The 26,938-nt window shown below is 39.7% G+C and carries 26 protein-coding genes and 1 pseudogene; 10 read left to right on the top strand and 17 right to left on the bottom strand.

The genetic code is table 11. From position 1 onward, the window contains the following. The 8 genes from FDK13_RS27195 to FDK13_RS27160 form a co-directional block, all read left to right on the top strand. The coding region (locus tag FDK13_RS27195; RefSeq protein ID WP_137343169.1) for a transposase at positions 1 to 284 on the top strand (284 nt) is incomplete at its 5' end. A gap of 246 nt (positions 285 to 530) precedes the next feature. Next, positions 531 to 1,421, top strand: a complete 891-nt coding sequence (locus tag FDK13_RS27190) for a hypothetical protein (protein WP_137343168.1) — start codon at positions 531 to 533, stop codon at positions 1,419 to 1,421. Between the two features lie 121 nt (positions 1,422 to 1,542). Next, on the top strand, positions 1,543 to 1,842 hold the full coding sequence (locus tag FDK13_RS27185) for a helix-turn-helix domain-containing protein (protein ID WP_137343167.1): 300 nt from the start codon (positions 1,543 to 1,545) through the stop codon (positions 1,840 to 1,842). Next, a complete protein-coding gene (locus tag FDK13_RS27180; RefSeq protein WP_137343166.1) occupies positions 1,839 to 2,177 on the top strand; it encodes a hypothetical protein in 339 nt (112 codons plus the stop codon). The genes FDK13_RS27185 and FDK13_RS27180 overlap by 4 nt, the downstream gene beginning before the upstream one ends. Further along, positions 2,174 to 2,875, top strand: a complete 702-nt coding sequence (locus FDK13_RS27175; RefSeq protein WP_170982929.1) for a P-loop NTPase family protein — start codon at positions 2,174 to 2,176, stop codon at positions 2,873 to 2,875. The genes FDK13_RS27180 and FDK13_RS27175 overlap by 4 nt, the downstream gene beginning before the upstream one ends. Next, positions 2,868 to 3,284 (top strand): hypothetical protein, encoded by a 417-nt coding sequence (locus FDK13_RS27170; RefSeq protein WP_137343164.1) that lies wholly within the window; start codon positions 2,868 to 2,870, stop codon positions 3,282 to 3,284. The genes FDK13_RS27175 and FDK13_RS27170 overlap by 8 nt, the downstream gene beginning before the upstream one ends. A gap of 411 nt (positions 3,285 to 3,695) precedes the next feature. Further along, entirely contained in the window at positions 3,696 to 4,358 is a 663-nt protein-coding gene (locus FDK13_RS27165) for a plasmid mobilization protein (protein ID WP_137343163.1), read from the top strand. After that, positions 4,355 to 5,203, top strand: coding sequence for a relaxase/mobilization nuclease domain-containing protein (locus FDK13_RS27160; protein WP_137343162.1), 849 nt, complete (start codon positions 4,355 to 4,357; stop codon positions 5,201 to 5,203). Before FDK13_RS27165 ends, FDK13_RS27160 begins: the two co-directional genes overlap by 4 nt. Before the next feature lie 248 nt (positions 5,204 to 5,451). Here the strand turns inward: FDK13_RS27160 and FDK13_RS36895 are convergent. The 13 genes and pseudogenes from FDK13_RS36895 to FDK13_RS27090 form a co-directional block, all read right to left on the bottom strand. Beyond that, positions 5,452 to 6,383: pseudogene (locus FDK13_RS36895) on the bottom strand (IS982 family transposase). 84 nt (positions 6,384 to 6,467) lie between these two features. Continuing rightward, the gene (locus FDK13_RS27150; RefSeq protein ID WP_137343161.1) at positions 6,468 to 6,662 is read right to left on the bottom strand and encodes a hypothetical protein; all 195 of its coding nucleotides are present in this window, start codon (positions 6,660 to 6,662) and stop codon (positions 6,468 to 6,470) included. 705 nt (positions 6,663 to 7,367) lie between these two features. Next, positions 7,368 to 7,844: a hypothetical protein gene (locus FDK13_RS27145; protein ID WP_137343160.1), complete on the bottom strand. Its 477-nt coding sequence runs from the start codon at positions 7,842 to 7,844 to the stop codon at positions 7,368 to 7,370. 711 nt (positions 7,845 to 8,555) lie between these two features. Next, on the bottom strand, positions 8,556 to 9,050 hold the full coding sequence (locus FDK13_RS27135; RefSeq protein ID WP_137343158.1) for a hypothetical protein: 495 nt from the start codon (positions 9,048 to 9,050) through the stop codon (positions 8,556 to 8,558). 40 nt (positions 9,051 to 9,090) lie between these two features. Further along, complete coding sequence (locus tag FDK13_RS27130; protein WP_137343157.1) at positions 9,091 to 9,609, bottom strand: hypothetical protein; 519 nt, start codon at positions 9,607 to 9,609, stop codon at positions 9,091 to 9,093. 12 nt (positions 9,610 to 9,621) lie between these two features. Then, positions 9,622 to 10,824 carry a C10 family peptidase gene (locus FDK13_RS27125; RefSeq protein ID WP_137343156.1) on the bottom strand — a complete coding sequence of 401 codons (1,203 nt, stop codon included), beginning with the start codon at positions 10,822 to 10,824 and terminating at the stop codon, positions 9,622 to 9,624. A 207-nt stretch (positions 10,825 to 11,031) separates the two neighbouring features. Further along, complete coding sequence (locus FDK13_RS27120) at positions 11,032 to 11,658, bottom strand: hypothetical protein (RefSeq protein ID WP_137343155.1); 627 nt, start codon at positions 11,656 to 11,658, stop codon at positions 11,032 to 11,034. A gap of 210 nt (positions 11,659 to 11,868) precedes the next feature. Next, complete coding sequence (locus FDK13_RS27115) at positions 11,869 to 12,492, bottom strand: hypothetical protein (RefSeq protein ID WP_137343154.1); 624 nt, start codon at positions 12,490 to 12,492, stop codon at positions 11,869 to 11,871. A gap of 15 nt (positions 12,493 to 12,507) precedes the next feature. Further along, on the bottom strand, positions 12,508 to 12,879 hold the full coding sequence (locus FDK13_RS27110) for a hypothetical protein (protein WP_137343153.1): 372 nt from the start codon (positions 12,877 to 12,879) through the stop codon (positions 12,508 to 12,510). A 50-nt stretch (positions 12,880 to 12,929) separates the two neighbouring features. Next, a complete protein-coding gene (locus tag FDK13_RS27105) occupies positions 12,930 to 13,301 on the bottom strand; it encodes a hypothetical protein (protein ID WP_137343152.1) in 372 nt (123 codons plus the stop codon). Further along, positions 13,302 to 16,715, bottom strand: coding sequence for a DUF6443 domain-containing protein (locus FDK13_RS27100; protein ID WP_137343151.1), 3,414 nt, complete (start codon positions 16,713 to 16,715; stop codon positions 13,302 to 13,304). A gap of 26 nt (positions 16,716 to 16,741) precedes the next feature. Next, complete coding sequence (locus FDK13_RS27095) at positions 16,742 to 20,479, bottom strand: T9SS type A sorting domain-containing protein (RefSeq protein ID WP_137343150.1); 3,738 nt, start codon at positions 20,477 to 20,479, stop codon at positions 16,742 to 16,744. 447 nt (positions 20,480 to 20,926) lie between these two features. Then, a complete protein-coding gene (locus FDK13_RS27090; RefSeq protein ID WP_137343149.1) occupies positions 20,927 to 21,496 on the bottom strand; it encodes a Crp/Fnr family transcriptional regulator in 570 nt (189 codons plus the stop codon). An 861-nt stretch (positions 21,497 to 22,357) separates the two neighbouring features. Between FDK13_RS27090 and FDK13_RS27085 the strand changes: the two genes are divergently transcribed. After that, complete coding sequence (locus FDK13_RS27085) at positions 22,358 to 22,657, top strand: hypothetical protein (RefSeq protein WP_137343148.1); 300 nt, start codon at positions 22,358 to 22,360, stop codon at positions 22,655 to 22,657. A 32-nt stretch (positions 22,658 to 22,689) separates the two neighbouring features. On the opposite strand, the gene FDK13_RS27080 is transcribed toward FDK13_RS27085, so the two are convergent. The 3 genes from FDK13_RS27080 to FDK13_RS27070 are packed head-to-tail and all read right to left on the bottom strand — an operon-like array spanning position 22,690 to position 25,638. Continuing rightward, on the bottom strand, positions 22,690 to 24,366 hold the full coding sequence (locus FDK13_RS27080) for a HEPN domain-containing protein (RefSeq protein WP_137343147.1): 1,677 nt from the start codon (positions 24,364 to 24,366) through the stop codon (positions 22,690 to 22,692). Positions 24,367 to 24,414: 48 nt separating this feature from the next. Continuing rightward, positions 24,415 to 24,672 (bottom strand): hypothetical protein, encoded by a 258-nt coding sequence (locus FDK13_RS27075; protein ID WP_137343146.1) that lies wholly within the window; start codon positions 24,670 to 24,672, stop codon positions 24,415 to 24,417. Positions 24,673 to 24,693: 21 nt separating this feature from the next. Further along, positions 24,694 to 25,638, bottom strand: coding sequence for a hypothetical protein (locus FDK13_RS27070; RefSeq protein ID WP_137343145.1), 945 nt, complete (start codon positions 25,636 to 25,638; stop codon positions 24,694 to 24,696). Between the two features lie 136 nt (positions 25,639 to 25,774). On the opposite strand from FDK13_RS27070, the gene FDK13_RS27065 reads away from it, so the two are divergent. Beyond that, a complete protein-coding gene (locus FDK13_RS27065; RefSeq protein ID WP_137343144.1) occupies positions 25,775 to 26,173 on the top strand; it encodes a helix-turn-helix domain-containing protein in 399 nt (132 codons plus the stop codon). Between the two features lie 42 nt (positions 26,174 to 26,215). Here FDK13_RS27065 and FDK13_RS27060 read toward each other — a convergent pair whose 3' ends face one another. Next, the gene (locus FDK13_RS27060) at positions 26,216 to 26,812 is read right to left on the bottom strand and encodes a hypothetical protein (protein WP_137343143.1); all 597 of its coding nucleotides are present in this window, start codon (positions 26,810 to 26,812) and stop codon (positions 26,216 to 26,218) included. Positions 26,813 to 26,938 lie beyond the last annotated feature (126 nt).

The following is a 26,938-nucleotide window of genomic DNA, read 5'->3' as shown; positions in this document are numbered from 1 at the left end:
CAGATGGCTGGACGGGATACAAGGGATTGGAAAAAGAATTCCCTAAACTACTGAGAGAAAAGTCAGAGAAAAAAGGGAAGAATTTCCCGCAACTACATCGTAGCATTATGATGTTTAAAGCCTGGCTGCGAGGAGTTCATCATTCCGTTCATTATTTGCAGTCGTATATCAACGAATATACATATCGTTTCAACCGGCATAAAATGAAAGAAGGCATATTTGAAAACCTAATGAAAAGGATGATTTCGGCCCCGCCACACCCCTATAAAATGATTATTGGCTAAATGCCTAATTCAATACTTTTAATTTGAAATAAGCCGTATGGCTGTCTATCACTCTCTACGCGTTTAAGTTAGACCATCATGTATCTGCAAACAAATCGGTGTTCAAAGCTTAACCTCTGCAATATGCACCCATTTAGATTTTAAATAGGTAATGAAATTTCACTTTCATTTTTTAAATTCGAATTACAAAGTCGTTAAATTGACTTTGCCTAGGTTTAATTGTGCAGAATGAAAACGGAGAGAAAGATGAACCTACATTCAAATTTACAGTACCCCTTAATTAAATACCTTTCAGAGGAATTCGCAGGTAGCTTTTACCAGAATGAGCTCACCTGTCTGAACCGGATGCTTATTCTTTACCATAACAGGTATGTGTTCTCGATTTATGATGATACCGGTAATTACCTTGATGATTATGAAAGGTATCTGGAAAAACCTCTGAACTTATGGTATCTGGCAGCTTTCAAAAGAGAGCGGATCGAGATGGTAAGGAAAAGAATGCATTTTCTTCTTAAAAATAACCGCCGGGTCTTTGATCAGCTTCTAGCCCGAAAGGATTACAGCTCGTGGGAAGCCAAGCAGCAGTCAATTCTTGAAATTTACAGATGGCTTGAAAAGCTCCCCTCCGGAATCCAGCCGCCCTCAGATCTCGATATCAACCAATGGAAACAGGAGTTAGAAACGGCACTGTCACCGTTTCTATCAGCATCAACTCAGACAATGCCTGTAAAATCTTCGAAAAAGTCTGCGTATGAACATTTCTGCCAGATACTCTCCGGTGCAGATCAAGAAGAAAAGCAGCAAAAATTCGAGCGGTTGATTTCAGTCCTGATGCGGGAAAAGTGGATCGCTCCAACAGATAATGATGGTATTTACAGATTCCGAAATACCGGCCGAGGTGCAAGACTACAACTGGCGGCTTTGTACTATGTGCTCAACAAACAAGGGCATATTGCCCAGGAGCTCATGGCTACACAAATCGCAGCGCTCTTTGGCAGCTGGCTTTCTCATCATATTTCAAAAGACTCATTTGTCAAGGCGTTCCAACCCGAGCAGCAGGATACTTTTAATTGCAGTGTCCGTCAGCCGCGACACAAATATGTCCAGGATTGTAAGTTGCTGATTCGGGATTTATAGTGCCGATCCGGGCCTGAAATTTCACTTTTATGTTCTTTTCATTCCCGCCGGAACTGCGGGAATGTTTTTGCCATTTGCCCGGATCAACTTTGCAGCATGTTCTACTAAAACGAGCTGCAATATGATAAACAGACAAACCAAAGTTTCTGATCTGGCAGTCGCCGATTTGGAAACCATTTTAGTCCGCGTGACTTCACCGGACACCGGACAACACGCTGCTATTCTTCTGGACACCCGCCAGGCGCGCGTGTTTCTGGACGGTATTTCAAAACACGCACTCTATTACCAATGTGCACATAATAGAATTCCGCACATCCGTCAGGGTGGACGGCTGTATTTTTTTAAAGACGTCCTGCTGCAGTGGAAAATACAGAATGGCTGGCAGGATGTTTCTCTATCATCTCAAACCCAGCCGGTATGAAAGCAAGCAAAGAGCAGCTCATCCGGCTTTTTGAAAGCAGGGATGTCAGAAGACGAAGGAAGCTATACGAGGTTTACGAGCACTATTTTCAGCAGCAGCACTCCGCCCGGTTTACCATCGAGCTGATCAATGCCGATCTGGGCTTTGCATTGGTAAACCGTCAGGATATCAAATACATCCGGGCCCACTGCAATCAGTGGAAAACAGCTCAGCCAGAAACTGCTGAAACAAAGCAGCACACGGTAGAAAAGAAAAGCTTAAAGAAAGAAATCTGGACAAACCAGGAAGAATTGAAAAATCCAATTTTCACAGGATCTAAACTTGACTCATTATGAAAAAGCTACATTTTATTGCCCAGTCCAAAGGGGGCGTTGGTAAATCGCTTCTGATGTATCTGATGGCTCTTAAAAACCATCACAACGAAAATTGTCTTTTTGTGGATATGGATGCCTCTACGTTTACCAGCAGACGTCAGCTGAGCTTTGTAGATGAAGACAAGCTTGATACAGTAAGTCTTTTGAATGAAAGAGCAGCCATTCAACGGGACAATCTTTTTGTTTATCTGGATAAGGTATCCCGAAGCCGCTATCAGGAAATTTACATTGACCTGGGCGCACCGGAAAGCGAGCAGCTTCCGGCATTAATTGAATTTGATGATGTGCAATTGCCTCTGAGAGAATTTGCGGATGATATGGACATCGAATTTCATATTGTTATTGGCGGCGCGGGTGCGTACAATGCTTCGGTTGAATATCTGCTTAAAATGGTAAAAGTTGTAAGAGATGACTTTAAGATTACGGTGTGGGAAAGTGTTACCGGATTTCGTAAGTTCCCTGACCTGGCCAAGGAACTCGCTGAGAACTGTGAGAACATGGGCCTCACTTTTCGGAGATTTGGTGACTTTGAGCCAGAGACATACGTTGGTACTGAGATACTCTCGGGTGTAAGCAAAGGGCTAGCCCTGGAAGATTATGACCGTGGTCCAAGAAAAAGACTGATAAGAGAACTTGATATCAACTTTCGCTATGACTGAGCAGACTCCGTTGCAGCAGAAAGAGCTGCTGCTTATCAAGGCAGATTACCTGGCCCGCTACGGCATGGAGATGGATGACTGGACGGCGATCACGATGCTGGACAACCAGGTGCAGTTTGATAAAATGAATATGCAGCTGCTTGCCAACCTGAGAGAAAACAAACGGCTCAGTGAAACCTTCAAAGGTTCGATCAAACAGATTCACTTTGGCTCAAAACCGGAAGCTTTCCGCTACGGTTTTGGGCGAAGCCTCCCGTACGCTGTCTGCGCGTTGATCCTGGGTATTTTCTTTTACATTTACATGAGTACGTATAAAGATTATGAAAATCTGAAAGACACTGTCCGCAGCTACCGTAATGTCACCAGCTATGAATACCTGATCAGTCAGGGGGGAATTGACAAAGGATGACGGGGTTGTTTACCTGATCTTAAAGCCGGTCAAAAAGGGCAAGCACATCTTCGGGCAGACCTACGAGTTTGACGAAAGGCAAAAAGTGGTCAAAGTGCCCCTGAAAAGGCTGGAATGATCCCAAACCTTTCCTGTTGATCTCAAATAGTCCAAAAATTAAGCACAAGTACGTCCAGTCAGGCAATAATAAGCCAAAGTCAGCCCGAAAGGGCAATCATAAGAGCCGTTTTAGAAACATTTCAGCTGCAATAGATCATAGGCGTTGGCTTCCCCAAATCAAGCTATCGCCGGTACGCCGTGAAAAACGGCGACCGGCGGAAGCTTGCAAGGGGCAGAGCCCCCTTGACCCCCAGCTATTCGCCTTTGGGCTCATAGCTCATTGTTTTAGATCACTTCAAATTATTCAAGATTATGGAAAAGAAACCAAAAGGCAGACCAGCCAAAAATGAAAAGATTGTCAGACGATCCCATTTTTCGATATGGGCGACCAAAGAAGAAAAAGAGCTGTTGAACCAGCACATTGAAAGGAGCGGACTTTCTGCCAGCCAGTATTTTTTAACGCTCGCGCTGAACAGCCCGATTAAACGGCCACAGAAAAAATCGCTTCCGGCAAGGACTGCCGAAACGATCCTGATCCTTGAAAAGCTTAGCGGAATTCTTTCGTTGGCTGTACTTAAAACAAGGGATGCGGAATTGCTCTCGCAGCGCTGGCAGGACAGCAGTAAAAATGTACGGATACTTTCCGATCTGATTACCAAATGGGTGTTTGAAGATTTTGAGATCTGGACGATCAGAAAGAGCCTGTCAGATATCGAGGAGTGGATGCAGCAGCTTGAAATGTATCTTGGAAAGGTGTTGCCGGAAAGTGAAAACAAAGCCAGCGTGCTGGAAAAGACAGCTGGTATTTTAAAAGTAAGCAAAGAGCTTCTGGAAAAATATGAAGGTTATTATCTGACGGAGGAAGCTGTCCATGCACTAAAAGCCTGGAAACATACCCGGCAGGAAAATCCTCAGTTGGTGCATGAAGCGGTCAATCAAGCGGTGCAGGAACTTTTAAAAAATAGAAAGCCATGATCGGAAACGTTAACCTGGGAAATTACCCCAAAGAGCTGCTTTATTACTGCTACTATGACAAACTTCTGACGCCGGAGCAGCGCAAGCAACTCGGTCCGGAAGATGTGCGGGGCGAAATCCTTTATATTCAGAATCTATCACTTGAAAAGCTGCCGGACGGTCGTTACAATATGGATAGTCTAACCAGGCAGTTTCTGGGCAACTGGGATAAAAATAGAAAGCTTAACAAGTTCGTCTGGCATCAGTCATTCAGTTTCCCGCCTGGTGAGAAGCCAACCGTTGAACAGATCAGGGAGCTAGCCACTGCGTTTGCCAAAGACTTTGGTTTTGAGAACAACCAGCTGATCGTATTCCGGCATCTGGATAAGCCCCATGAACACATTCATGTTGCGGCAAACCGTATCAATTACAATGGAAAAAACACGGCCGACCATTTTAACAATTACGCCAGGACAGGAAAGTTTTGCCGAAAAATGGAGCTTAAACTGGGTCTTCAGATCACCCCCGAAATGTATTTGACCGATCCTGAAAGAAAAGAGCAGCACCGGGCGAACAAAGCGATTCAGACATTGAAAGATTTGATCGATCAGCGTTTACCGATAGTCAGCTCACTGCAAGAGCTGAAAGAAAAACTCAACGAACAGGGTTATAAAACTTACCTGGGACGTGGTATTGCCTTTGTCAATACCAAAAACGGAACGAAGATCAAGGGCTCTGAGATTGGGAGGGCTTACTCGATGGTCCATTTGGAAAAACGCATAGGGCAACAAATGGAGGTAGGAATGAAACAGACTTCGGGTGAAGAGGCTAAAAGAGAGAAAAAACCTGGACTCAAATTCGGTTAATTACCTTGGAGTAAGAGTGGACTTCAGGGATATTCCGGCAAGTTTCCTCACTAGTATCAACAGGTAGAATGTTAGCAGTTCCCGGCCTAATAGTTCCGTCGCTTTGTAAAGCTCTTATTCTGTTTACATCCTCTTGCACATGGACAAATGCTTCATGGCTTAATGCATTTAACTTTGAATAATTCCCTTGTTAATCATGTATGCGGATCAAATGTATAACACCTTTACTAATGTCACGTGAATTCGGGTTAAGCGGCGGTTAGAAAAAGTTGGTTTGTTTTGACTTCTTCAATATTAAGTGACGGTTTTTTGGGAAAGAAACAGTAAGCAACTAGCGCACCTAAGATGTTCATTATGAAGTTATTTACAGATCTATGTCGGGTGTGTTCGACCTGACATAAGTTTTTCAATTCGTCGTTTATAGTTTCAATAATGGCTCTTTTTCTTAGCAAAAGTTTGTCTCTCAACTCCATAATATGCTCCTTCATATTTTTTCTTATCTTGGTGATCAACTGCATACCATCTGCGAATAACATTTCCCAAAGGGCCTTTGAAAGATAGCCTTTGCCAGCGTAAATCCTTCCAAATAGCTGTTCGGTAAGTTTTTTAATGTGTTTGGGGTTACGATCATCAATATTTCCTTTTGTTAAATAAAAGGAAAGTAGCTCACCCTTTTCATTGCAAATCAAATGGAGCTTAAAACCAGAGAACGGGGACGCCCAGTCCAGCCCGTAGAGAACTTTCCTCTCTCGGCCAAGTTTTTGAATACTTTATGATTATGTATTCTTTGATTCTTACAAACGTTAATTGTGTTACTGTCCATAAAGCTAATTCCTGTACACTTTCCCAGAGATTTCTCTTTCAAAAACAAGGCTAAAACAATAAAATACCGACTCTGTATCTCAACGAATCTGTTGTAAGACAATGATTTAGGAAATAAATCCATCCAATGATCCTGAACTATCTGTTGATAATAATGCTTAAAAGTTCTATGAGCTCCCAAATGAAAATAAATCAAAATAGTCAATATCTCAGAGTCGGAGATGGATAAAGCTCTGTTTCTGTGCCGTTTATCCAAGGCTAATTGCGCCAATTTTAAATCTTTGATTCGTGAATCAAATTCCTTAGCGAAATCGTCTACAATGCAAAATATTTCGGGAACTTTATCCTTTGAAAATATGGGAATGTATTGGTTAAATATTTGGATGTCAGATACTTAAATATAATAATATTTTCCCTGTTTTCTGAAAAATAAGTAAAATTCTTATCCCGAATTCACGTTAATGTCAGTATTTTCATCTGCAAATTGCAATTCTTTTCCGTAAAAACTTCCACTTCGATCCGTATTTAAAGAAGGGTCTTTACGTTCAAAAGTCTGGGTAAGCCCATTGTCAAATACCATATTTATATGAGCCGTAGACTGGATGGATAATAAATCCCGGGAGCGTTCACCTGTCATATTAAACGTTACCCCTGCAACTTTATCTCCTTTGTTAGCAAATTGAGCAAAGAAATCGTACCCGACCTTTGTTGACAGAAAGTGCTTTAAAAGCGATTGTTCGTCCCTACTTTTAAATCTACTTACGTCAATATCTGGGTTAAATTAAAAGAAAGTGCAAAAAGCGCCACGGGTTTTGCACAGCAAATTGGCGGAGCATCTATCGGGCACTCGAATCTCAGCTCCATCTTTAAAACTATTTCGAAAATAATCCGGTATGAAGAATATAGATTCTGTTCCATTTTATCATTTTGGATTAATCAACCTATTTCCAAAGCCTATTAGTTATCTCAAAAATGCGGGAATAATGCCTTAGAATTGGATATACCAAGATTATGGCAAAGAAAAACCTTATACGCGGAGGTCGTGACGGTTTTTCTCCTTTCTTTTAATTTTACCCCATTTTTGAGAAAACCTCAAATACAATGTGGGATCTTAAAATTTTACGGAAGCCTAATATCCTTTTGAATCTGAAATGAAATTTTTTCTAGAATATCCAACACGCCCTGAAAAGCGCCGAAAACAATATAAAGTGGCATTATAATCGGAGTATATAAGGTACCATCGTGAAGTTTATTTTTTTCATAATCAATGACTTTAAGTGGATTATTTAGACTTAGAATCTTCCATCATGGAAGATTCTAAGTCTCTGAAACAGATTTCAATCTATGAAAGTGGCTTTCCTAAGTAGTGACCCCATTTCTTGTCGATTTTTTTAAACGATTTTTCACTTGCTTTGAATTTATCCATATAATCTGGATCATTAAAATAGACTAAAACTTCCTGGCTTCGGGTTCTAAATTCTATATATTCACCATAAGAATTAACTGTTGGGATTTCATGTTCAACAATAAATTCCAACAGTAAGTAAATCTCTTCTTCCTTTTCTTTTGAAGCCCGGGGAGACTTGACCAATTTTATTTGATGGTCTTTATTGATTTCAAAATCGTCAACAAAATAAACTGCTTTTTCCTGATCAAATACATAGAAAACGCCTCTTTTAAAAATAGAGTGTCCGTTGAAGTTTTTAACCATAACTTCATTTTTCTCTATTTCTTGATATAGGTCGGTCGCTGTTTTATCTTTCGAAGTGCAGGAAAATATTCCGACGGAAATAATCAGGGTGCTTATGAGTTTATGCATAATATATTGTATTGGAAAGCAACTTCTGCACAGCAGGCAGCCACTTTCCTTTTAATTCCTAAATACCCAATGAAAGATGATAATTATTATCAAAAATATTTCAGCGGCCCATAGCACAAAATTAATTGATTAACAATTTTTTCTCATTGTTACTGCTTCACTTAGAATACCTGTCATCTGGAACTATTCCACAAATTGACAGTTACTCAGGCTTTTTTAAAATCTAACAAGAAATGTAATTGTACTTAGCTTAGGCGGTTTCCTTTTGTCTGTTTTAATGATCTTGATTTTAGAAACATTTTTTAGTATAAATGTCTCAAACTTAAGAACCGTATCACTTTTGACGTCTTGGCCTGGCTGATAAGACAGGTTTACCTTTCCCGATAATTTCAACTTTACCATTTCCGAGTGTTGCACCTTGCCCAGAGAATTTACAGCTATAGTAATTCCGGCAAAGCCCTTGACACTCTTACCACCTAAGCTTTCAGGTAGCAGTACATTTGCCGTTTTTCTTTTGATCACGAAATAGGGAACATCAATTGGGTCAGTTATTGTCTGTCCAAATGAGTTTATATTGGTGGTAAGCAGTATAAATGCTATAAATAATTTTAATTGGATCATTATACGAGTGGAAAAATGCCTAATCGTGGATTGGTTTTGACTTAGAATCTCCCTCATAGAAGATTCTAAGTCTCTGAAACGGATTTCAATCTATGAAAGTGGCTCTCCTAAGTAATAACCCCACTTAGTGTCGATTTTTTTAAACGATTTTTCAGTAGTTGAGAATTTAACCATATACTGAGGATCGTCAAAATAGACTAAAACTTCATCGCTACCGGTTCGAAATTCAATGATTGGTTTATTGTTTACTGTTTGCAATATTCCATCGACCTTTACGATAATATGTTCTTCCTTGAATGTTAACAATTCATAAATTATTTCTTTTTGCTCATTTGAAATTGGTTCATTTTTTAAATCTAAATCGTGCTCATTATTTATTTTGAAATCGTAAACTAAGAATCCCTTTTTTCCTCTCAGAGAAATCATGTAGTATGATCCCCTTTTTGTAAGAGTATATCCATCAAACTTTCTTACTTCTATTTCTTTATTTCTCAGATTATTATATAAGCCAATTGCTGATTCGTTTTTTTCTGAGCAAGAAAGAAATATTATAAAAAATAGATTAAGCAAAATAGTTTTTGTCATCAGTTATTTATAATCTTCCACATAAGTTAGTATGTTCTCCTTACTGCTTTGTCAATTCAAATGTTTGTAAAACGCCATTATTTTGGGACGGATTCCACGCCAATTTATCATTATAAGAGGCTCTTTCCACAGCAATATAACCTGGCTTAATATCAAAAGAAGCTTTTATTGTATCTGTGCTTCCGTCTTCAAATTCAAGGTAGGTAATCCAGTTATTATTGTTCGTGCTTTCAGGATTCGGACTGTTAATGAATAATTGCATATGATAATAGCTGTCAGTCGCAAATTTTTCTATAACATAACCATTCGGAGCGTACATCAGAGACTTGCTGTAAAGCTCTTTCTTTCCATTCAACAAATAGTATACCTTGAATTTTTTCAGGGAGTTTGGATTGCCAACATCAAGCATATCAAACCCATTTTTATCTTTTATCATTATATCAAGACTTCCCGAAAAATAACCACCTAACTGTTGAATATTCATCTCGTCCTCATTTTTGTCTGTACAACTTATAATCCCAAAAACCACGACTATTGCATAAAAAAGTATATTTTTCATAATATTTTTCGGTTAAGGTCTAATAGATGATACCATTAATAAATTAGTGAAATATATCGATTGACCCCAAGGATCAAATCCGGTAGAAATTGAATAAAATCCGTTAAAGGAGCCTTCAAAGCCCCAATTCATATATAGCATTGGAGTAAACATTGAGCCACAGGGAAGATATTGATAAAAACCATCGCAAACCCAAGCATGTGCACCAAAATTAACGCGTGTTCCCATGAGAATAACTGGCCTAGCGAAATTTAATATTTCATTTTGGATAGTATTTACATTGTAAGCAGCATAATTGGCAGATGAGTAACCAAAGCCGTTGATTAGACCAGGAGCAACGTTAGTACTGCTAGCTGTAAGTGTTGCTGTACATTGATAACTCGTGGTGACGCTATTGGCTGCATCTCTCATCAAACGAGCAGTTTCTGATAGAGTAGCTCCCATGGCTGACCAATTATATGAATTAGGAAAATGATGATAATTCATTACTTCTGCCATTGCCGTTGCAACACAGCCAGTGAATGCTCGTTCATTTGGTAAACCCGTACATCCAAAGGTTGATTGTAGTGGCATCTGGGAATTCCAGTTAGCTCCTTGTCCCCATGCAGGCGTAAATGGTCCTATATATATTTGAGAGTCTTCACATGGAGGATCTACCGGCTCAGTCGATGTTTTAATACCACCCGATTTTCGTGCTGTTTCAACCCACTCGTTAATGGCATTTGTATTGCTTAATCTTTCCCATTCTTTTACAATTCTGGAATCAGTAGTGGAATTGTCTAATCGTGCTTTTTTAATGGATTCACTGTAACTGCTTATCGTTTCTTTAATTCCGTTTGGAAGCTCTTTACCAATTGGAAATTCATTACTATCGGAAAATGCTAATATTGGTAGTGTCTTTTTTTCCGCCGAAACAATTACAAATCCTCCTTGTTTATAATTAATAACATAGTACAATGCATTGCCTTGATCATCTTTAAATGGAGTTATATCTCTAATTGTTTTTTCTTTATCTCCAATTCTTGCATTTCTAGCACCATCTTTACTAGAAGCTACCGAGGTAAAGGCATCGAAATTCCTGGCTACATTTAAAATCGTTTCACTTTTGACAGCATCTAAACTATTTGAATCATTTTGTGAATCCACTTTTTCCGGTGACTGGCAAGAGATAACAAACATAGTCAATGCCGACAAAATCAAATAAATTTTCTTCATGATATAATTTTAAAAAGTGGTTAGAGGGTGAGGTATAGAATCAATTATCTGGGGATCTTACTCAGGTGCATTCATAAGATGTAAATAGAAGGTCAAATACCTGGCGACGATAAATGAATGTTCCATCATAAATGATTAGTAATGAATTGGTAAAAGATTAATAGGAATTTAATTATTGAATGACTGATAGTGTATACATGAAGCTTTCTATTGTCGTTCCCCAATATCATACACAAAATATTTACCAGCCTGGCTTCCCTGTACAGAACCGTTGACTCCTAAATTTTTGTTTATTGCTTTATGTAAATTAGGCACCAAATACTTTTGAATACCATTGAATAAACGGTATTCTTTAGTGTTAGCCTGAGTGTCTAAAACTGTTAAGATGGTTTTTTCAGTAATTGTCCCAATGATTTTAGTTGTTTTATAGATATTGTCCTTTGAACCGACTTGATAATCAATGTAAATCTGATTTTTTGTTGATTGGATTGGCGCAACTGAAATGTAATCAGGCTGAGATACAAGGGTTTGAATTGTTGTTTCTGCAAGAATTAAATTGCTACTGTCTATATAGGCAGTAGCATTATAATCAGAAAAGGATGCGGCTTTATTCATTCCAATACTGTACACTTTTTTATCTTTTGAATCAACTAAATCAAATGACAGAAAGTCAACAGAGCCAGAATAAATGTTTAACTGCAAATTTTGGATATCTCCTTCAATTGTCTCTTTAATAATCGGATCAGGTTCAGGCTCTTGCTTTTGACAACTGTTAAATAATAAAATGGAAAGCGTTAAGAGCAGAGCGAAAAAAAAATAATTTGATTTTCTCATCGAATCGAGATTAGTTGGTACAATTTAAATCGACCTGGAAATTTCAACCCCGAGTAAATCCAAGTCGTTAGTGGAAACAGTACAATCAATCTTAGCTAGTAAAAGATAAGTGACATATAGTATATACTAGTTTTTGAAGAGTTATTTGTTTTCAAAAAGGTTGCCTTTGGGATTTGTATGAATTTGGAGCAATAGGAATCGTTTGTGGTCTTATTGCTCAAAGCCAACTTTCCATTTTATAGTATTCGGATCGTATTTTATGTGTTGAATTTTTGCTGCTGTAACGTATTGCTCTTCCTCAGTCCATTTACGAATCACAGTATACCTGAAATTATTCTGCCTAATAAAATCGTCGATAATCTTAAAGCCCTCATGCTTGATTGTATCAGAGGGTGATGAAATAACTGACAAAAAATACCCGGTAATTAATATGGAATCGATACCCCACCGAGGATTTTTACGATAATCCATATCGATCGTATCCTTATAGATTATCGTTAAAAATTTTCTCAGGTCTTTAACTTTAACTTCCCGTAGTTGTTCGGGAAAAAGAAATAGCCGGGGAGGCCGAACGGGATTGCTCGTGCTCTCACAAGGCTCATATCTGTGATATTTATTATGAAAGTAAACTCTTGAACTGTCTGCAAGAATAAAATTGAATCCCCCGTAAAACGGTATAGGTAAAGGCGGTGGTTCAGTTGGATCGATGGGGTCATTATTTTTCTTTTGTTCTGTTTTCCCAATGATATAGTAAACTTCTTCGCTTCTTTCTTGTTTTTTAGTGCAGGAAAGAAGGAAAATGGCTAACACGAATATTTGAATCGTTCTGGTCAAATCGTGAATGGTTTCTTATGAAAAATAGCAAACCCAAAAAAAGAAAATGAGAAAAAAAATTATTGCTACACTTGAAAGGATTTTTTGATTAGAGCTCATTGATCTAAAACCTTTTTCATACTTTTTCCATTCCTTCTTATGTACAAGGACATGATAATTTGAGAATCCCAAAGAAATAGCTATTAATGCCGCTATAATTTTTACAAGTGTGTAATCTTTTAAGATACTATCATTTGAAATCCAGATAATAGTTCTCAGCAGCAAACCTCCTTGTATGTACATCACAACAAATGCAGCTTTGATCTCATTATAACTATCCGCCGAATGCTTGAATAAGTTATTGAACCAATAAAATAAATAAAAATAACTTTGTTTGATCTGTTTCATTCAATCTCGTTGTTATCATAAATTTTTGCCCTTCTGAATCATTTTGTCGATTATGAAAAGTAGCAAAACCAAACAACGAAAATAATAAATGTAACAATTGCTAGACCGGAAAGGAATTTTTGATTGGAGTTCAATAATTTAAATGCCCCTTCGTATTTTTTCCATTCTTTCTTCTGTATAAGAATATGATAATTGAAAAATGCCACAATTAATGCTGTCAAAGCGGCTATAATTTTCACAAGTGTGTAATCCTTTAGTATCATATTATTTGAAACCAAATTAATAATCTTCGTTATTAATAAAGCCTCTATGAACATGATTACAAATGCAGCCTTGTGTTCATTATAAGTATCGGCAGAATGTTTAAATAGGTTATTTAACCAGTAAAATAAGTAAAAATAACCCTTTTTAATATTTTCCATTTAATCTTTGTAAAGGTTGAAACTAGGACCTAATACCTTTTGATTTTGTTTTAAAAGATTGTAATTGTTATTCATAGCTCCATTCCACCCACCCGGATAAAACGTGTCAATGCCAAAATACACAGCGCCGCCCGTAAATCCTACTGCACTGCCAACAGTAACCCCCCAAATACCAACTGCCGTATTGAGCGTAGCTTTACCTGGATGAACTGCCCCGGACGCATTGGGTCCTTCAGTTTTATAAATTTGTACTCCTTGAAAATCAAGTATCCCGCCAAATATAAGCCCTGCATTACCAAGCATCTTTCCAATCCCTGCCAGACCATATGTTCTGGCAAACTGATTACCATAAAATAACCCTCCTTTTGAACCAAGCGTATAAATGCCCGTCCTGCCTATTCTGGTAGCTCCTGAATAGTTTTCCAGTAGCCCAGCACCAACTCCTGAAAAGCCATTTGTAGTACTCAGCTGTTGAAGTAACTGATCATTTTTATTTCCCCATTGCGCAGTCCGCGACCATTTAGTATCCGTGTTGTATAATATTGATTGCCCCGTTGATATCAGCGGAATACTGCCGCTCGCTATTTGCTGTGTTATGGTTCTGGCTCGGCTGGTCGCGTCAGTTTTCATGGATGTTTGGGGACAATTTGGCGGGCAGCCGTTGTCATCATTTTCGCCGCTCAGTGCGAATAAAATCGCTTCTTTGTCTTCGCCGGTAAACCTTACGCGGTCTGCCATATCAGTAACGTCCATTCCATTGGGATCAATCAAATTTAATGGGTTATTTAAAGTAAATGAATACGGAGAGACATTACTCCATTTTTCTGACAATGGATCGCCACTTCCCCATCTTCCGATCTCAGGCATGTACATTCTTGCGCCATAATCAACGTAACCAGAGCCATCCTGTAATTCTTTGCCATTATAGAGGTAACGGTTTGTCGCGTTTCTTGCAGCCTCTGTTGTAACGGGCAGATCCTTGTTAATCGCTAACCCGAATGCATAATAATCAGATTTCTGAATTATGGCTCCGGTTTCGTCAAAAACCACACGGGCATTTTCCAAATGATCTTTCACATAATACTCAAATTTCAAACCTCCATTTCTGTAAACGGCCTGGGCATCATTTAAGCTAACCCGATACAAACTATCAACGCTACCCACTCTTTTGTACTCAAAACTACCGGCATATTTTAATGTCATTGAGCCTCCAGCATATTTATGTTTGCCTCCCGAAGCATCATAGTCATAAGCAAGGGTTTTACCGCCGATCACAACCGTTCTGGGTAGGTTCAGATAATTGTAAGCAATTACAGCGCCTCTATTATTATCTGTAAGCATGTTACCGTTTGCATCATAACTATAACCATACGTACCGCTTTTTACTCCAGAGTTAATACCTGAGCCGTCTGAAATTGAAAATAGCTTATTTCCGGTGCCAGAATATGAGTAAGTAAGGTTGTCAACGGAAGCGCCCGATCTTGTTAAGTTCGTTATATTTCCATTTTTATCGTAGGAAATACCGCTTTCTGTGTTTGGATAGGTTACTCCGGCATAACTTATACCGGTCGAACCTGATAGACGGTCCGCTCCATCATAGGCAAAGTTTAGTCCTGCCGTAAATTGGTCTTCATCCTTGCCACGCCATTGAGCTTTGGAAATATTTTTGTTTGTATAATTCCCATCTCCTTTTTTGTATTCCATGCCGAACGCAAATATTGATTTGTCAGGAGAGCTTGCAAGGGTTTTATAAACTGTCTTTCCATCGGTTACCCACCCCCTGATATTATAGGTGTAATCTGTCCGATGTCTGTATTTGGTCTCATTGACTGAATGGAACCATTTGCTTTGAAGCTGACCAAGAGTGTTGTAACGCTGTGCGATTGTAAACGCCTCTTTTGAAGTAGCGTTCAATCCGTTTGTAACTTTTTCCTTTACGCTTAAAAGCCTGTCGGCATGGTCGTAGGTGAAAGTCGCGAGGTGTGTATTTGTAACTGTGGCCGATAATATCTGTTCTGTTTTTTGCTCGGCAACTACTGAGGCAAGGTCATATAAATATTTCGTTGAAATCCGCTCAACCGCTGTTGATCCCAAATCGTATAATTCACGGATGCTCTGGATAGGACGGTATTCAGTATCATAATAAATCGCGCTTGTCAGCCAGTCTCCCATAGAACCGTTGCTAAGAAGTACTCGCGTGCGTGCTCCGGTCGAATAAGATTTCGGTAACAGAAGAAGATCTCCTCCGTATGCAGACGCCGCATTGTAATTCAGATTAGCTCCTTTTGAAAACGAATAATCATCATAAAAGATGATGGTACGCAAATGGTCCAGCGTAGCACTTGTTGGTGCCGTTTTATTTAAAGTGTATCCTTCGGTCGCAGCGTTGTTCCTGATCTCGTGATGTTCAGCGCCAGTATCTACTGATCCGGCGAGCGTAGCACGGTCGCTCGTGGATGGTATTTCTCCTGTTACCACTGGACGATTCAATGCATCAAATTTTGTAAAACCCCAGACCCCACGTGCTGCCTGGTTTGCATCACGGGACATTGCGGGGCGGTCAAATTTATCATACACAATTTCAGTTGTCCCGGAACCTGGAATCTTTTTAATGATAATACGGCCCCTGGAATCATAATCATACTGAAATGCATAATTTGTGAGATTGGCATCATCCTGATATTTAGGTTGTAAAACGACCCGTAACCATCCGTTATCGTCATAAACGTAGTAAGTAGAGAGCGTTTCGGTACCGGAAACTACCACTTGTTTACAAATTATCTTACCGAGCATATCGGTGTATTGCAAGACCACTTTCCCCTGCTCATCCGTGGTTTTGGTAACGGTTAGCTGTCCTGCTCCATAACTTCCATTCGGGGTCAATGAACCAGAAAAATCATAACGCTTTATGTCATCGGCTGCCGTATTTACTTTGTATTCCAGTGCAGAGGGGGCACTCTTGCCACCGGGGGCTCTCTGCCCCGTGAGACGGCCAAGAGGTGTTGGTTCGAAGAAACTCTCACTGAATGGATTAGATAAATCATCTCCTTGTAAAAGCGCGGAGTTTGCCGTGTACCAGGTTGGAACTGCTGTGCTTGGGGCATCCTGAAAGGCCCCGTTTCCGGCAGCTACATAGGGTAAATATTGTTTTGCCTGCCGTCCGAGGGCATCGTACTCTACTGATTGGACGATATCTGAACCCAATGGGCTTTGTTTCACGCCCACAGTTTGGAGGCTGCGGCCCAAACCGTCCATGTACTGCACCTGGGTGGTGACCTTGTCTATTTGGTTGGCATTGGCTCCTGCTTGTTTATAAGTTCGCGAAATAATATAGTTCTTGCTGTTGGTCTGCTGTCCGTACACTGATTGCAACAAAGAAAGCAGGGCCAATATATAAAATGGGATATGTTTCATTTCGATACAGAAAAATGATGAATGGATTATTGCTTCACCACCCGGTGAGTTGAAATACTACCGTCAGTGTAAGTTACCTGGACCATGTATAACCCTGCGGAAAGGTTGGCCGCTGCGATTTTTCTTGCCGGTGTTGATTGCTGAACCAGTGTTCCTTTATTATCATATATCTTGATGTTCAGCACAGTTGAAATATCATCAATCAATAGATTAATATTTTCCCCGATAGTAATGGGATTAGGATAGATCGACACTTTCGAGTCCGTTCCAAATATCAAGCTACGGATACGGCTATATGCATAAGTCCCATCTGAATCAATCATTTGTAATCGGTACAGGTTTTCTCCGTGAGATGGCCCGCCATTGACAGGTAGTTTATCCATAAACGTGTATTGCTGGTCACCGTCACTCTCGCCCTGTGCCAGGATTGAACCTAGTTTCAACCACGTTTTACCGTCTATGCTCCGTTCAATTTCAAAACGGTCACTGTTCGTCTCCTTTGTGGTTTTCCAACTGAGCAAAGCAGATTGCTCAGACTTGACAGCACTAAAATCTGTTAATGTCACCGGTAGCGGAGGGTCTTCAGCGATCAGGGCCAATGTCGATGCCGCGATACTCCCGGTTGGAGCAAGCGCGGTACAGGGGACTGCTTGTCCCGCGTAATTATAGCAGTAAGACGCACGTACCGAACCACTTAAATTATTTTGACTACTAAGCCTGTCCATCTTGTCGTAACCGGACAACAGCGTTTTTCCGGCAGGGTCTGTGACACTTGTTATTCCCCTTAAATCATTATAGGTATAAGTTGTGACCTGAGCTGCAGGATTTGATGTAGCCAATCCGCTTCTGATTTTGTTTAATTCGGTTCTTACCGTTGCGTCAGATGAGCTTACGGCATTGTCCAGAATAGTCTGGTCGATGAACGATTTTACGGTAGTGATATCGCTTCCAAGTACTTTTGCGACTACATACTGATTATTGTATCCCCATAAGTAACTTTCTTTTACATCACTGGGTTTTTGCTGCTCCATCAGGTTTCCTTTCGCATCATAAGCAGTGAAGTTCTGTCTTACCTCAATTGGATTTGTTCCGTTTTTTACCTGAACATCTTGAGGGACATAGACGCCAGTAAATGGCGAATAGTAAGTATTGTGAATGAGACTAACCTGGTTTGCCGCAACTGATGTCGTACTTTCAATTACAGGTGCAATAATATGGCTGGTTGTCATTGCAAGATTTACCGCGTCGGCAGGATAATCCGGGGCGTATTTATTAGACACAATTACTGCCTGCCCCTTACTATTAAAGGAAGATTGACTGGCTAGCAACCTGTTTTGTATATTGAATGTATTAGTAGTTGTATTTACAACTGAATTTCCCTGGTCATAGCTGGTTATGGTACTCGTCTTAAGGTACGGATAGTAAGTGTATATCAGGCTGGCGCTATATCTCAATGACGGATAGTTCACCGAAAATATCGGGTTCAGGTTGAGTTTTAATCTTCTGACATTATTATCAAATCTGGCGACGTCATCGTTATAGGTATTGATGATACTTCTCTTCAATGTGTTCGAGCTACTGTAATGTTCTTCCGACAAAGGCTGTCCTCTTTCTATTTCCAGACTGTTCATTTCATCCATTTTATAGAAATCGCCAACATTAGCATTATCCATCGAATAACTTTCAGCCGGTCTGTCATGAAAGCCATTATCGTAATTTTTAAACTTGTATGTGGAATAACTTCCGTCAAGATTTAATTCAGTAACCTCAGAGTAGGTGATATGGCTGCCTTTGTTGTAGCGGACTGAATTAATTGGATCGGTGCTATATTGCGTGTAGGTCATTGTACCTGTAAACCTGGGGGCATCAGAAGTTCCCACATATTTCAAAGGTGGTGTAACGGCCCCACTGAAATACGCCCAGTGAATAGGCTCGTCACTCAGTATCCCGCTGGAGCCTGTTCCTGAAGTAGCATAGTTTTTTCGATAGAAATACTGCTTTTCTCTTGCTTTATGATTCGTATAATCATAATCCGTTATCCTTTTGATCCTTAACCCGCCGGTATATTGATTGCCATTTGAATTTTCCAGGACCGATGCCGGCCAATATTTTGCGACCCTGCCATACTCGTTGTTTTCGTATTCATATTCCGTATACCCACCCGTTGAATAAGTCACCTTTTTCAAAATTTCAGCCTGTGTATAATTGATGTCAGGCTTTCGGGAATCCAGATAGGCCTGCCTGTCGGTGGCATTGCTAAAAAGATTGTAATAATAAATTGGATCGGTAGAGGTGATGTAAAGGTTCTTATTATTATAAAAACCATAATCATCCGTCTTAAATGATAGGTAATCCGGAAGTGGTACCGCTGTGTTATATTCGAACGAATAAGGCGGCAGACTTTCCCCGTCCCCCTTTGTTATAACAGAAAGAAGCTTTAAACGCGTAGCGGTTGAGTTCGTATAAGTAAATTCCAGAGCTTTTCTTCTTGTGGCACCATTAGCGAAAACCACAATACTGTCGAGCTTATTAGGAAACCTGTTGGTTAGCGGGGCGTCCTTGATTTCGGGATAGGCGTAAAAATATATCTGACTATTAGCATCTGTTGGATTCATGCAATCTGCTGTAACTGTATAGCCTAACTGTGCGCTCGCTTTACTCCAGTTAAATTTCACTTTACTGGAAGGAGTTACAATTTCATCCAGGTAACACGGATGATATAATGTACTTCTTATTACTTTCCCTTTAGGAGAATTGTCACTGTCAGCCCAGCTATTTGGAGAATTGATCTTGTCGCTTAAAACGATTTTATCGCTTACGGCAATTTCATTTGTTATATAAAACTTATCTCTTTTGTAATTTAGGGCGATGGTGTAGCCGTTTGGGGAGGTAACAGAGGTTAGGTACCAACTGGTGGGCAGGGTATTCTGGTTGTTTAAATCAAATACACCGTGACCCATCCCAGGACGTGTAAACTCAATGGACTCATCGGTGCCACCAAAGGTGTATTTAATTCCACGACTGTCTGTTAGTACAAATTGATATATAAGTTTCCGCTGACTAAGCAAATTCGTATATGGGGTTGTTGTACAGGAGGTCGCTACCTGCGGCTCTGTTGGCATAGTAAATACTTTGGTGTCAAGGGATGGACTGCTCTCTACCTTTATATCTTCTCCTTGCGTGGTTTTGATATGGAAAGCATCTGTGTGATCTATGTAAAATTTACCTGAACTCCCCCCGAAACTGTAAGCATATTCATCATATCTTCCGTTATTATTATAAAAGTATGTCTGGGTCTGTCGGAAATAATCTAAATTGGCTTGTGAGCTCCAATCAGAAGGTTGCGTTGGATTAAAATTCACTGGTACCGAAATATTTGATGGAAAATCTGCCCCTGTTGCTCCGCGGGAAACTCTGGTTATTACACCGCCATGGTTAAGCAGCCATCCATTTCCAGTACTTCCGGGGAATGCATCCGGTTTGCTGCCGATTGCCTGATGATACTGTAGCGATAAGTCAATTGACAAGTCTTTGTAAGTCACGGCATGTAAAGGAACCATTATATCCGGTGTACCTGTGAACTTGCTGATCGGTGTGTTTTTAACAACCAGAAATGAAGTTGAAGCAGGTGAAGCAGATAAGACACTTTGATTGGCATATTTGTTTGCCTCTAAACTTTGTTGACCATACATGTAGTATGGTAAAATGAACAACCCCAAAAGAAGAAGGTAAGGTCGCTTTTTTAGTTTTGTAATGAATAGCATTGATCTAAATGGGGTTAAATTAGGGTGACTAAAATTGAATTAAAACAAGGCTACGCCTGGACGCGATGAAAATCGCACCTATAGTTGTCGGTTTTGAATTGATACTCGGATTGCGTCAAACAATCCGGAATAAATTATCTGGACTTATTGATAATGCATTCCGGATGCTGAGAAAGAAGTATGAGAATAAAGGGGATGCTCTCGTAAAAAGATCTTTTGAGCACGTGAAGGCCTTTGTAAGTGTAAAAAAACTGCATAGATGAGGTTATTTATTGTGGTGTACAAATGGAATCGACTGATTGCATCATGCAAATTTATTCGCATGGTACATTAGATATAGTTTGCAGTCAATTGTGGCTTAAACATACTGGATTGTCACAAATAAAGTCAACCGATAATTAACGGTTTCAAAACCGTCATTTGACGGGTCGTATGATTTTTTAAAGATTAACTGGAAAAGAGCTTTTTTATTTTGGTAAGATGATCGGCAGTAACACCTAGGTAAGGGGCAAGATGGTTCCCTTGAATGTTTCCATCCAAATGAGCTTGGAATGTCATGAATTTCTGATATCGTTCAAACCCTGTCAGAACACTTAGATCATGGGTATGCTCTTTTTTGCGTTTGTCAAGTTCAAAGAGGCTATGATCGATAATCTCTTTGAAAATAGAATATTTCTCATAGAGGTATTGGAAATCTTTTTTTTGGATTTCGAAAACTACGGATGACGAGGTGGTTTCCAGGAATAATCCTGCTTCTTTTTCCAGGAAAAATGACATTGTATCCAGCATGATGTCTCCGGTTGAGAATATCCAATCCGTGAATTCAAGCCCTCTTTTTAAAGAATAGCTCCGGATAACACCCGTTCGAATGAAGAAAATGCTTTGCTGAATATGGTGAGGTTGAAGAAACCTGTGCCGCCCGGCAACACGGTGTGTTAATGTTCTGCTAGCCAGATCTGATGAAATGTTGTCATCGAGTTCTATGGAAGGATAATTGGTCCTGATGAATTCAATCATTGATGAAGGTGTGTATTATGTGTTATGTTTTCATTTATTCATAAGTTAAGTGGGGTTAGGACTTGTAAATTGTAATAACGTCGAGAGAAGCAAAATAAAAAAGCGCAGGCAAATTCCCATGCTTGCCCCAGAGGTTCGGCCAAGAACCTGCGCACATAGCAAAAAGAACGCCCGCGCAGAGCGGGCGTTTCCACTTTACTTTCCATATGCGCGTAAATTTGGCCGATTTCTGGTGCAGGAAACTGAAGCGAAACGCTTAGATTATATTTTGTATTTTTTCTATATGTTCATTTTCGAATTTCGGTTACATTATTTAACTAATGTAATATCTATTTTATTTTAATACCATTTATTTGTAATAAATGGTGTAAGCAACTTTTACTTTGATGTTTAAAGTAAGATTTCATCCTTACCTGAAATCTGGAATTGCTTTCAATTCTAGAAAACTAGAATGATTTAATAAAGGTGGTTAATTCTGACAAACAATTAAGTCCCTAGTAATCGTTAGTGCTATCTTATGTAGGTTATTCGGGAGTACCTAAAAACGGTGGTTTTCGTGAGATTTACTTTGAAGTATTATTGTTTCTAGGAATTAGTGAGGTCCTCCCGGATTATGAGACGGTTTGAATTAGAGTTTGCGGGGGGGGAGGTCAGGAGGTCAGTCTTAACCAGACGTTGCTTTTGATGTACCAATCTATCAACAAACGCCCGAAATATACTCTGACATCGATACAGAAAGTGGCTGCCTTAACACCTGAAATCACCGCTTGCCTATCTCCCGAAAAGATTTGATAAGACCTGCTGCCTGTTGCGGTATTGGAATCAGGTGGCAGTTCAACCGGATCATACCAACAGAAAGTTATGACCGTCGAAGAAACAAAATTATCTCAATCAGCTACTTTTCTGTCAGCCGATGGCACCTATAACAAAAATTTCTGGGGGGATAAATACAAAGTTCAAGGAGTAATTAAGAACGCTGCAACTAATGCAGCATACAACGATGCCGTAGTAAGGATAACGTATTATAGTAAAACCGGTACTGTGCTGGCAAGTAAGGAATATACACTTTATGAAAAATTCCCACCACGTTCGACGACAAAATTCGAACTTAAAGTTGAAAACTATAAAGATGTTGATTCGATGGGACGTTTTACGCGCTGAGCCTAATGGGTAACTCCAGCTGGTTTGACGTTTTACAATTTATCCAGCTGCTCCGCAACCAGACTTTCCGATTCCTCAATCAAAATTTTACACTTACGGTAAAGTAATCCGGTGTCGGTGGGGTCTATGGAAAGATTGACCAGGTGACGTCCGTTGTTTACACTTTTGGCAAGCAGCCTGAAAATTCTAAGATCTTCTGATGTGTGGCGCGGAAAGATTGTTTCGATAAGAGGCGTAAAATTAAAGCAAAGATCAAAAAGATGGGATAGAGAATGTTGATTTGGTCGGTAACCAAGAAAAGCATCGATAAGTCCTATGCAGAGTTGTTCAACGCCCTGGTTAAGAAGGGATAATACTACCGTTTCCTCTCCTTCATCCCACGCGCTGCCAGCTGCTTCAATAAATGCTTTACCACGATAGTAACGCTGGTGCCAGTGCATTTGGTAATTCCAAGTTGTATTTGACGGGTCAGACTCAGGTAGCACAGGTTTCGCAGTCAACCTTTCTTTATGATAGACTTGTACGCCTAGTTGAAGCAGATTATGGAAAAATCTACTATTGGAATTCAGGAATTTTTGAAGTGATTGATCTGTATGCATGAGTAGTAATACTGTGTAACCATTACTGCTGCTATTGTTTAGTTTGTCTTGCAGATTTGAAGCTTTCTCTACCCGCTCGTCGGAAGAAATCACAACCAGATCATAGTGGTTCTTTTCTGTTTGCTCAGCCGAAATATTATTAAACGGGTTATAACGGGAGGCCTGATACGTTCGTTTGCCAAAACAAAAAATTCGTTCTACGTCAATATTGACGCAAATCTGCTCAATTAAGCAAAGCGGAACACACGAATCATCAAACTTCTGATATGTTTGTTCAATTGTTTCGGGCAGTTTAATAAGTGTTTGTGGCTGCTGGAAGTTTAGCTGCAGTTGCTGATAGGTTTTTAGTGCAGCCAGTTTCACTTCGCTGGCTTTTACCCGTAGCGCAGTCAGATCTAGTTTGTTTATCTGGTAATCGTTTTCATAACGTACAGCAAGATAAGCATCGTCCAATAATCTCAGAAGTTCTATATCTCTTTCACGGTCTACTAAAAAGATGTTGCTAAGTTCTATACAGTACGGTTCAAGATATTTTTGATGCGCCTTGATGCTATGAGTGATTTTTGATCTTCCTGTTATAAAATGCTCAATGGCCCTGTAATTAAGTTCGATTGCCTGATGAAGCATAAAGGCTGACTGGGCGTAGTTTTCTTTTTCCAGGTAAAAATCTGCTCCACTGACAAACGCTTTGATTTTTTCTTCTTCCGAATCATACTGCTTCCTGGCATTTTCCAGCATCTCCTTCTGGTTCAATGATGTAGGTAAAAGCTCATAATCTGACCCGGCTGTACGGTAAAGTAGATTATCTTCTGTACAGATATTGTAAAAATACAGGTTGCCTTTGCTTAAAGCGTCCTTGATCTGATGGGCCGGATGCAGGGTGAAGTGCAGTGTATGTTGCTCCGTAAATAGAATACTGACAAGGGGCAAGAGTTCGGCCGGCGACTTGGTACAGGTATTCGCGATCAGGATGGTCAGTACGGTATGGCAGGTTTCTTCTTTTTCATGCTTTTGTACATAGATTCTTTCCACATCGACCAAGGCTATAATCTGATCAACGATCCTATCCAATGAACCAGATTCCGGTTGATTATTTTCCTGTTTTTTCATGGTTTTCCATCCTCAGGTATTTATTGCAATGTGATTAGCCTTCCAGTGCTATTCTCCGTTTGTGACTTGCTTGAATGCTGCTAGATAAGCTTCGTTGTCCTTTTGAAGCAGGTGCAATGTGGAAATGGCTTTCTGCTTTTCTTCCGGTTCTGCATTGGCGAGCACTTCCAGTAACTGGTTGATTCGGTTGTTGCGCTGCTGCTGTTTACTGATAAAAATTTCAATCAGCGCTTTCCACTCGTTACCGGAATCTGAAATAATGACATTACCACCATAGAAATTGTTGACATTGAATATTGTGCTCATGATTTACATAATTTAAATGAGTTAAATCTTCGTTTCGATCGTTGCTGATGGGCTGTCAAACTGGCTGAGTTTACACGCGATGGCTGTTTCGCAAATGTTCATCAAAATGTTAACATCAATAGACAACAACTCCATGGAAACTTTACTATTTTGATAGTTATGCTGCCCCTGCAGGCTACAGGCCTGTTCCAGCCTATTCAGTAAATGAGCCAAGTGGTTATTTCTGGCCATGATAGGTAAATAATCTTCGGCCACTTTTTGATATTCAGCCGCAGAAAATGTTTCAGGTATAGGACCTTTAAAAGCATTAATGACAGACTGATACAGCAGATGCAGTGTCTGGTAAAGCATGAAAGCGCCCAAATCCGGGTTTTCTTCTTTCAAAAATTCATCTGCCACGGCGAACAATTGCCGAGCTCTGGAAAAAGTAGTCTGGAAACGCGTGTCAGCTTCTGATTTTAATTTATCTAATTGATCCTGGTCCATTTCAGTAATTACGGACCTTTTGCGGGAATAGACTTGAAACTGATTTCTAAAATGTGAGCAGTGATACGGGCTCCCGAATTGTTGATATCCTCTAACCTCCGAAGCACCACCCAGAGAGACTAAAATATCCGGATGTTGAGAAAAGGCCAGTATAACAAAATCCAGATATTGGTCCTCATCTACGTCTTCATCATCAACGATCACCAGTATTTCGGTATAGCTGTCAATACGATGCTGCGGTAGGCCTTTATAGTTAATCATAAATATCCGCTCTGGGGAGATAGCTGTGATTAGAAGGTCCACAATTGGTTTCAGTCTAATTTCATCAGAAGCACTATGCGCCAGGGAGGTGATTTTCTCCGTCCAGCTGTTATATTGATCCAGACTGTTATCCGGCATAAGATAAATATGATTTATCGTATGTGTTGCGGCCTCGCCCTTGGAAGGTCCCTGATTTGAAGCATTGTTTAAATTTTCCATTTGTTAATTTTTTAACAAATGAAAACCACGCTACACGAGTATAGAACCAAACCGGCTTGTATTCTACCAATTTTGATGCGTATATTACCGGCGTGGACGAATAGACGTTCCCAGAAAGTTTTTTATATTTGTAACTATGAGCACATCAACGAAACCCAACCACATAGGACACAAAATAAGCCGCATCCGCGAACTCCGCGGGCTTAAGCAGGAAGCTTTGGCCTTTGAGCTGAAAGTCAGTCAGCAGACTGTGTCAAAAATTGAACAAAGTGAAACGGTGGAAGAACAGATATTAGAACAGATTGCGCAAATCTTAGGAGTGCCAGTTGAAGGAATTAAAAATTTTAGTGAAGAGGCTGTGTTCAATATCATCGGCAATAGTTTTAGTGATAACAGCTCAAATAATAACAACTATTTATGTACTATCAATCCTCTTGAGAAGATTATTCAGCTTTATGATGAAAAGGTAGCGTTGCTTGAACGTTTGCTTCAAAGCGAACGGGAAAAGATCGAATTGTTAAAGGGAAAAAACTGATTCCAATTTGCTTTATAATCAAGAAGGATCCTCTTTCGAGGCTTAGATATTTACCGAGCGAGTATTTTGGACGTAAGCAAAAGCTTCTTCTAATTTTTCATACAGCCATTTACTTTTCTTTCGGGCAGAAGGATGATAGAAATTAATAACGTCTACGCCTTTCCATCTTCCATAACTAAATGTTCCGGGAATAATCTTCGTCAATACTCCATCAAATAGCTGATTGGGTAAGTAGTCATATCGAAAGCAGCTTATGGTTAATGTGGGGGCAATATCATGAATTTGTTCGTGCAATAGTTTCTGACTAGCTACTATGTATTTACTGATTACTTCTGGATTTGCACTGGCTTTGCCACTAGATTTTTTTACGTTGATGAAAGCAACAGACCTCAGTGCTAATTTTTTATCGTCTATTGTTATGTCATCATAGTTGGCAGTAAAATTATTTAGAATCCCATGTGTCCGAGAAGAGATTCGGTGCGAGAACAGATAGTTGACCCCAAGCTTCCACCATGTTGTATAATCTGCGGCATAAGGTAATTCGTCTGTCGGTTTTTTCAACAGGTTGTGCTCTTTTGCTATAAACAGAATACGCTCTGGCTGAACAGCAAATAATTCAGGATCGATGATACCATCCATAATAAACAATTCCTGGAAATCATCTAGGTATGGCCTGCTGATATAAAGCCTTAAATTTATCGAAAATGTTATTGTGAGTAATCATTTGAATTTGGAGCTCAAATTGATAAACAATTCTTTACTCTT

Origin of the sequence: Dyadobacter frigoris (assembly GCF_005280585.1) — a bacterium.
GTDB classification, from domain to species: Bacteria; Bacteroidota; Bacteroidia; order Cytophagales; family Spirosomataceae; genus Dyadobacter; species Dyadobacter frigoris.
The sequence above is the reverse complement of the archived record's forward strand: the minus strand, read 5'-3'. Positions and strand labels throughout refer to the sequence as shown.

Excerpts from the sequence above, each read along its gene's own strand:
- FDK13_RS27190 (WP_137343168.1), top strand. The coding sequence starts at position 531 with ATGAACCTACATTCAAATTTACAGTACCCCTTAATTAAATACCTTTCA.
- FDK13_RS27185 (WP_137343167.1), top strand. The coding sequence starts at position 1,543 with ATGATAAACAGACAAACCAAAGTTTCTGATCTGGCAGTCGCCGATTTG.
- FDK13_RS27180 (WP_137343166.1), top strand. The coding sequence starts at position 1,839 with ATGAAAGCAAGCAAAGAGCAGCTCATCCGGCTTTTTGAAAGCAGGGAT.
- FDK13_RS27175 (WP_170982929.1), top strand. The coding sequence starts at position 2,174 with ATGAAAAAGCTACATTTTATTGCCCAGTCCAAAGGGGGCGTTGGTAAA.
- FDK13_RS27170 (WP_137343164.1), top strand. The coding sequence starts at position 2,868 with ATGACTGAGCAGACTCCGTTGCAGCAGAAAGAGCTGCTGCTTATCAAG.
- FDK13_RS27165 (WP_137343163.1), top strand. The coding sequence starts at position 3,696 with ATGGAAAAGAAACCAAAAGGCAGACCAGCCAAAAATGAAAAGATTGTC.
- FDK13_RS27160 (WP_137343162.1), top strand. The coding sequence starts at position 4,355 with ATGATCGGAAACGTTAACCTGGGAAATTACCCCAAAGAGCTGCTTTAT.
- FDK13_RS27150 (WP_137343161.1), bottom strand. The coding sequence starts at position 6,662 with ATGACAGGTGAACGCTCCCGGGATTTATTATCCATCCAGTCTACGGCT.
- FDK13_RS27145 (WP_137343160.1), bottom strand. The coding sequence starts at position 7,844 with ATGCATAAACTCATAAGCACCCTGATTATTTCCGTCGGAATATTTTCC.
- FDK13_RS27135 (WP_137343158.1), bottom strand. The coding sequence starts at position 9,050 with ATGACAAAAACTATTTTGCTTAATCTATTTTTTATAATATTTCTTTCT.
- FDK13_RS27130 (WP_137343157.1), bottom strand. The coding sequence starts at position 9,609 with ATGAAAAATATACTTTTTTATGCAATAGTCGTGGTTTTTGGGATTATA.
- FDK13_RS27125 (WP_137343156.1), bottom strand. The coding sequence starts at position 10,824 with ATGAAGAAAATTTATTTGATTTTGTCGGCATTGACTATGTTTGTTATC.
- FDK13_RS27120 (WP_137343155.1), bottom strand. The coding sequence starts at position 11,658 with ATGAGAAAATCAAATTATTTTTTTTTCGCTCTGCTCTTAACGCTTTCC.
- FDK13_RS27110 (WP_137343153.1), bottom strand. The coding sequence starts at position 12,879 with ATGAAACAGATCAAACAAAGTTATTTTTATTTATTTTATTGGTTCAAT.
- FDK13_RS27105 (WP_137343152.1), bottom strand. The coding sequence starts at position 13,301 with ATGGAAAATATTAAAAAGGGTTATTTTTACTTATTTTACTGGTTAAAT.
- FDK13_RS27100 (WP_137343151.1), bottom strand. The coding sequence starts at position 16,715 with ATGAAACATATCCCATTTTATATATTGGCCCTGCTTTCTTTGTTGCAA.
- FDK13_RS27095 (WP_137343150.1), bottom strand. The coding sequence starts at position 20,479 with ATGCTATTCATTACAAAACTAAAAAAGCGACCTTACCTTCTTCTTTTG.
- FDK13_RS27090 (WP_137343149.1), bottom strand. The coding sequence starts at position 21,496 with ATGATTGAATTCATCAGGACCAATTATCCTTCCATAGAACTCGATGAC.
- FDK13_RS27085 (WP_137343148.1), top strand. The coding sequence starts at position 22,358 with ATGACCGTCGAAGAAACAAAATTATCTCAATCAGCTACTTTTCTGTCA.
- FDK13_RS27080 (WP_137343147.1), bottom strand. The coding sequence starts at position 24,366 with ATGAAAAAACAGGAAAATAATCAACCGGAATCTGGTTCATTGGATAGG.
- FDK13_RS27075 (WP_137343146.1), bottom strand. The coding sequence starts at position 24,672 with ATGAGCACAATATTCAATGTCAACAATTTCTATGGTGGTAATGTCATT.
- FDK13_RS27070 (WP_137343145.1), bottom strand. The coding sequence starts at position 25,638 with ATGGAAAATTTAAACAATGCTTCAAATCAGGGACCTTCCAAGGGCGAG.
- FDK13_RS27065 (WP_137343144.1), top strand. The coding sequence starts at position 25,775 with ATGAGCACATCAACGAAACCCAACCACATAGGACACAAAATAAGCCGC.
- FDK13_RS27060 (WP_137343143.1), bottom strand. The coding sequence starts at position 26,812 with ATGGATGGTATCATCGATCCTGAATTATTTGCTGTTCAGCCAGAGCGT.